This is a genomic window from Pseudomonas sp. GW821-FHT02C04 (assembly GCF_059421845.1).
In genome coordinates, this window is record NZ_JBWKVT010000014.1 from 59,952 (window position 1) to 65,951 (window position 6,000).

The window sequence follows — 6,000 nt, forward strand, 5'->3', positions numbered from 1 at the left end:
TTTCCCGAAGAGAAAACAGTGACAAACGGTCTAACTCAGCAGGTTCGCGGCCTACAAAGGAATTCCCTGTTTCGCACACAATTTACGCACAGGGTTATCCACAGGCTGTCCGTTGCAATCGCCCCCCAAAACGCATTATCTTGTAGCCCGCGCTCAAAAAAACCCTACATATAGGGTTTGACGCTAAAAACCAAACACAAACCGGACAGTGAATTCAAGGCTTTTTATTGCCATTGTCGGGTTGAACCAAACGTATTTTCAGAAGCCCAAACCGCGCCTGCGGATGGCTACCGTTTTTCAGCCGATCACGGCGTAAACGGTACGGGTGTTGCAGTTCAAAACTGCTCCCCGAAAGGAATGCGGTTTCTCGCGTATCGCGCGAACCGAAGACTTCGGCATGGAAGCGGCGCCCACAAGGCCCACTTCCTGAACTGTCCCGAAGTCGTTACCCGGCGCTGGCCGGTCGTAGTGCTTCAGGACGGAACGGTGGGCACCGTGATGGTGCCCAAACAAACATAGAGAACGTGGAGACACCCATGCAAACCGACACAACTCGCGAGAACCCGCAGGGCACCTTGCCGCAGGCCGCCGATTCGAATTCGGATCTGGCTGCCACCGCGCCTGGTCAACTGCGTGTGATCAAGCGTAATGGCACTGTCGTTCCTTACACCGATGACAAGATCACCGTCGCTATCACCAAAGCGTTTCTCGCAGTTGAGGGCGGCACCGCTGCCGCTTCGTCGCGAATCCACGACACCGTTGCTCGCCTGACCGAACAGGTCACCGCGACCTTCAAGCGTCGCATGCCTTCGGGCGGCACCATCCACATCGAAGAAATCCAGGACCAGGTCGAACTGGCCCTGATGCGTGCCGGCGAGCAGAAAGTCGCTCGCGACTACGTGATCTACCGTGACGGTCGTTCGAAAGAACGCGCTGCCCACGCTCCGGCCGAAGCCGCAGTCAACGCTCACCCGTCGATCCGCATCACCCGCGCCGACGGCAGCCTCGCGCCGCTGGACATGGGTCGTCTGAACACCATCGTCACCGAAGCCTGCGAAGGTCTGGCTGAAGTCGACGGCGACCTGATCCAGCGCGAAACCCTGAAGAACCTGTACGACGGCGTAGCCCTGACCGACGTCAACACCGCGCTGGTGATGACTGCCCGTACCCTGGTCGAGCGCGAGCCGAACTACTCGTTCGTGACCGCCCGCCTGCTGATGGACACCCTGCGTGCCGAAGGCCTGGGCTTCCTGGGCGTCGCCGAGAGCGCGACCCACCACGAAATGGCCGACCTGTACGCCAAGGCGCTGCCGGCCTACGTCGCCAAAGGTATCGAGTTCGAACTGCTGAACCCTGTGCTGGCCTCCTTCGACCTGGAAAAACTGGGCAAGGCGATCAACCACGAGCGCGACCAGCAATTCACCTACCTGGGCCTGCAGACCCTGTACGACCGTTACTTCATCCACAAGGATGGCGTGCGTTTCGAACTGCCACAGATTTTCTTCATGCGCGTGGCCATGGGCCTGGCGATCGAAGAGAAGCAGAAAGAAGACCGTGCGATCGAGTTCTACAACCTGCTGTCCTCGTTCGACTACATGGCTTCGACCCCGACCCTGTTCAACGCCGGTACCCTGCGTCCACAGCTGTCGAGCTGCTACCTGACCACCGTGCCGGATGACCTGTCGGGCATCTACCACGCGATCCACGACAACGCCATGCTGTCGAAATTCGCCGGTGGCCTGGGCAACGACTGGACGCCGGTGCGTGCACTGGGTTCGTACATCAAGGGCACCAACGGCAAGTCGCAAGGCGTGGTTCCGTTCCTGAAAGTCGTGAACGACACCGCCGTTGCCGTTAACCAGGGTGGCAAGCGCAAAGGCGCTGTGTGTGCCTACCTGGAAACCTGGCACATGGACATCGAAGAGTTCATCGAGCTGCGCAAGAACACCGGTGATGATCGTCGTCGTACCCACGACATGAACACCGCCAACTGGATCCCTGACCTGTTCATGAAGCGCGTCTTCGATGACGGCAAGTGGACCCTGTTCTCGCCATCCGAAGTACCAGACCTGCACGACCTGACCGGCAAGGCCTTCGAAGAGCGCTACGAGTACTACGAAGCTCTCACCGAGTACCCGGGCAAGGTCAAGCTGTTCAAGACCATCCAGGCCAAAGACCTGTGGCGCAAGATGCTGTCCATGCTGTTCGAAACCGGCCACCCATGGCTGACCTTCAAGGACCCGTGCAACCTGCGTAGCCCGCAGCAGCACGTCGGCGTGGTTCACAGCTCGAACCTGTGCACCGAGATCACCCTGAACACCAACAAGGACGAGATCGCGGTCTGCAACCTGGGCTCGATCAACCTGCCGAACCACATCATCGACGGCAAGCTGGACACCGCCAAGCTCAAGCGCACCATCGACGTAGCCGTTCGCATGCTCGACAACGTGATCGACATCAACTACTACTCGGTACCGCAGGCGAAGAACTCCAACTTCCGCCACCGTCCGGTCGGCCTGGGCATCATGGGCTTCCAGGACGCGCTGTACCTGCAGCACATCCCTTACGGTTCCGACGCTGCCGTCGAGTTCGCCGACAAGTCGATGGAAGCGGTCAGCTACTACGCGATCCAGGCTTCCTGCGACCTGGCTGACGAGCGCGGTTCGTACGAGACGTTCCAGGGTTCGCTGTGGTCCAAAGGCGTACTGCCGCTGGATTCGCAACAGATCCTGATCGAAGCACGTGGCCAGAAGTACATCGACGTCGACCTGACCGAGTCCCTGGACTGGGCACCGGTTCGCGCCCGTGTACAGAAAGGCATCCGTAACTCGAACATCATGGCCATCGCACCGACCGCGACCATCGCCAACATCACCGGCGTATCGCAGTCGATCGAACCGACCTACCAGAACCTGTATGTGAAATCGAACCTGTCGGGCGAATTCACCGTGATCAACCCGTACCTGGTTCGCGACCTGAAGGCTCGCGGTCTGTGGGACTCGGTCATGATCAACGACCTGAAGTACTACGACGGTTCGGTTCAGCAGATCGAGCGCATTCCGCAAGAACTCAAAGAGCTCTACGCGACCGCGTTCGAAGTGGACACCAAGTGGATCGTTGACGCCGCCAGCCGTCGTCAGAAGTGGATCGACCAGGCCCAGTCGCTGAACCTGTACATCGCCGGCGCATCGGGCAAGAAACTCGACGTGACCTACCGCATGGCCTGGTACCGTGGTCTGAAAACCACCTACTACCTCCGTGCCCTGGCCGCGACCAGCACCGAGAAGTCGACCATCAACACCGGCAAGCTGAACGCTGTTTCCAGCGGCGGCAACCACGGTGACGATTCGGTCCTGGCAGCGCCTGCCGGCCCTGCTCCAGTACCGAAGGCTTGCGCCATCGACGAGCCGGATTGCGAAGCTTGCCAATAAGCTGAGCTGAATCGGGCGTTGCGAGACGCCTGATCCGAAAGCCCCCGACAGACTTCTGGTTTGTCGGGGGTTTTCTTTTGGCCAGTGAAAAACTCCAGGCAAAAAAAACGGCGACCCCTGAATGACAGGTTCGCCGTTTTTTGTGAGTACCGCCCGACCGTCAGACCATCGACAGCTCAGCCGATGCCTGTCCTACCACCGGAATGGTGAAGGAATCGCCGTTGTTGGTGTAGAACGTTTCAATGGTGTTGCCCCCCTTGTTCCAGTCCTTCAGGAAAAGCCCCGAGTCCAGGTTGCCATTCTGCACGTCAACAGCATTGAAGATGTAGACGCCCTGATCGTTTGACATGATGCGGACATCATTGAAGCTCTGGATGTTTTTCAGTGTGACGATATCGATACCCGTAGTGCCTTCATCGAAAATCGCGACCATGGTTTTGGAGGACACGAAGTACGAATCGCTGCCCTCGCCGCCGTAAGCATCACCCGACGCACTCAGGTACAACTTGTCAGCACCGGCACCGCCGCGCAGTTCATAACCGTGACCCAGGCCCATCAACGTATCATTACCATCGCCGCCGTCGGCGACACCTGAAATGACCGTGATGTTGTCATTGCCAGCCTCACCATAGAAGACAGAACCGACATCGCGCACATAGCCAATGATGTAATCATCGCCATTACCGCCATAAATGATGTCAGCCTGGTTATCCGTAGCGAACGGTACAGCCAGGGCACCCGTATTGGTGAAGCTATGACCGTACAGAGTGTCGTTGCCATCACCTCCATACAGGATGTCGTTACCATCACCACCTTCCAGCATGTTGGCGTAGCCGTTACCGGTCAGGGTGTCATTGAAGGCTGAGCCCACCAGGTTATCGATATTGGTAAGAACATCACCCTGAGCATCGCCGCCAACACCAGTACCAGTCAGAAGATTGACCTGCACAGCACTGGAACTGTTGACGTACCAGGCCGAGTCTCCTCGCCCCACCCCAATCAACGTATCCGCCCCCCCGCCACCGATAAAGCTTTCCCTTACGGCGGCAGAGCCAGTGAAGGTATCGGCATAAGCAGAGCCTTGGAATGCCTCAATCGATGTGTAGAAATCCCCCGCCGCAATACCGGTAAGCACCGCAGCGCTGAGATCCAGCGTGACGCCAGAGTTTTCATCCGCAAAACTGAGAATGTCGTTGCCGTCGCCACCATCAAAACGATCCACGCCGGCACTCCCGACAAAGATATCGCCGTAACCGGAACCTCGGATTTGTTCGATACCGTTGTATGTATCGCCAGCGGCAATGCCGGTATTCACGCCGGTTTTGGTGTTGATGGTCACACCCGTCACACTGTCGCCGTAACTGACCGTGTCAAAACCATCGCCACCGAAGAATTGGTCTGCACCTGCTCCGCCTGACAAAGTGTCATTACCAACCCCACCGGTGATGATGTTGTCCGACGCGTTGCCGTAACCGGTGAAGCTACCGGTGCCGACGTAAGTCAGGCGCTCGACGTTGGCCGCCAGCGTCTGGTTGAGCATAATCGTGCGCACTTCGTCATCACCACCACCCGCGGCTTCGATGACATTCACCCCGGTGCCGTTGATGTAGTAGATGTCATCGCCAGCACCACCGTTCAGGGCGTTGCCTGAAGTTTGCGCAGTCAGGACGTCATTGAAGGACGAGCCGATGACCGTTTCGAACTCCCACAGTTTGTCACCCTGAGCGTCACCACCGACACCCGCCACACCACCGACCAGGCTCACCGTCACGCCGCTGGACGAGCCGGAATAATCAATGGTGTCGGTACCGCCCGAACCGAAAAACTGGTCCGCTGCTTCGCCGCTGATAAAGGTGTCATTGCTGCCGGAACCTTGAAGAAACTCAATACCGACGTAGGTATCGCCAGCGGCGATACCGGTGTTCACGCCGGTTTTGGTGTTGATCGTCACCCCGACTCCGCTGTCGCCATAGCTCACGATGTCGTTGCCGGCGCCACCGATAAACTGGTCAGCGCCCGCTCCGCCAAACAAGGTGTCGGCACCCGCCCCACCGGTGATGATGTTGTCCGACGCGTTGCCATAACCGGTGAAGTTACCTGTCCCGACGAAGGTCAGGCGTTCGACGTTGGCCGCCAGCGTCTGGTTGAGCATAATCGTGCGCACTTCGTCATCGCCACCACCCGCGGCTTCGATGACATTCACCCCGGTGCCGTTGATGTAGTAGATGTCATCGCCAGCACCACCGTTCAGGGTGTTGCCTGAAGTTTGCGCAGTCAGGACGTCATTGAAGGACGAGCCGATGACCGTTTCGAACTCCCACAGCTTGTCACCCTGAGCGTCACCACCGACACCCGCAACGCCACCGACCAGGCTCACCGTCACGCCGCTGGACGAGCCGGAATAATCAATCGTGTCGATGCCACCCGAGCCGTAAAACTGGTCCGCCGCTTCGCCACTGATAAAGACGTCGTTGTTGCCCGAGCCCTGCAGGATCTCGATGCCGACGTAGGTGTCACCGGCCGCAATGCCCGAGTTCACGCCAGTCTTGGTGTTGATGGTCACAGCCGA

General features: G+C 58.4%; 2 protein-coding genes. One reads left to right on the plus strand and one right to left on the minus strand.

Annotated features, from left to right (window positions below; genetic code table 11):
* The first annotated feature begins 536 nt into the window (after positions 1–536).
* A complete protein-coding gene (locus AC07VV_RS30300) occupies positions 537–3,431 on the plus strand; it encodes a ribonucleoside-diphosphate reductase subunit alpha (protein WP_495038327.1) in 2,895 nt (964 codons plus the stop codon).
* Positions 3,432–3,591: 160 nt separating this feature from the next.
* On the opposite strand, the gene AC07VV_RS30305 is transcribed toward AC07VV_RS30300, so the two are convergent.
* Positions 3,592–6,000, minus strand: a 2,409-nt coding sequence (locus AC07VV_RS30305) for a beta strand repeat-containing protein (RefSeq protein ID WP_495038328.1), incomplete at its 5' end; no start/stop codon positions are given.

Excerpts from the sequence above, each read along its gene's own strand:
- AC07VV_RS30300 (WP_495038327.1), top strand. The coding sequence starts at position 537 with ATGCAAACCGACACAACTCGCGAGAACCCGCAGGGCACCTTGCCGCAG.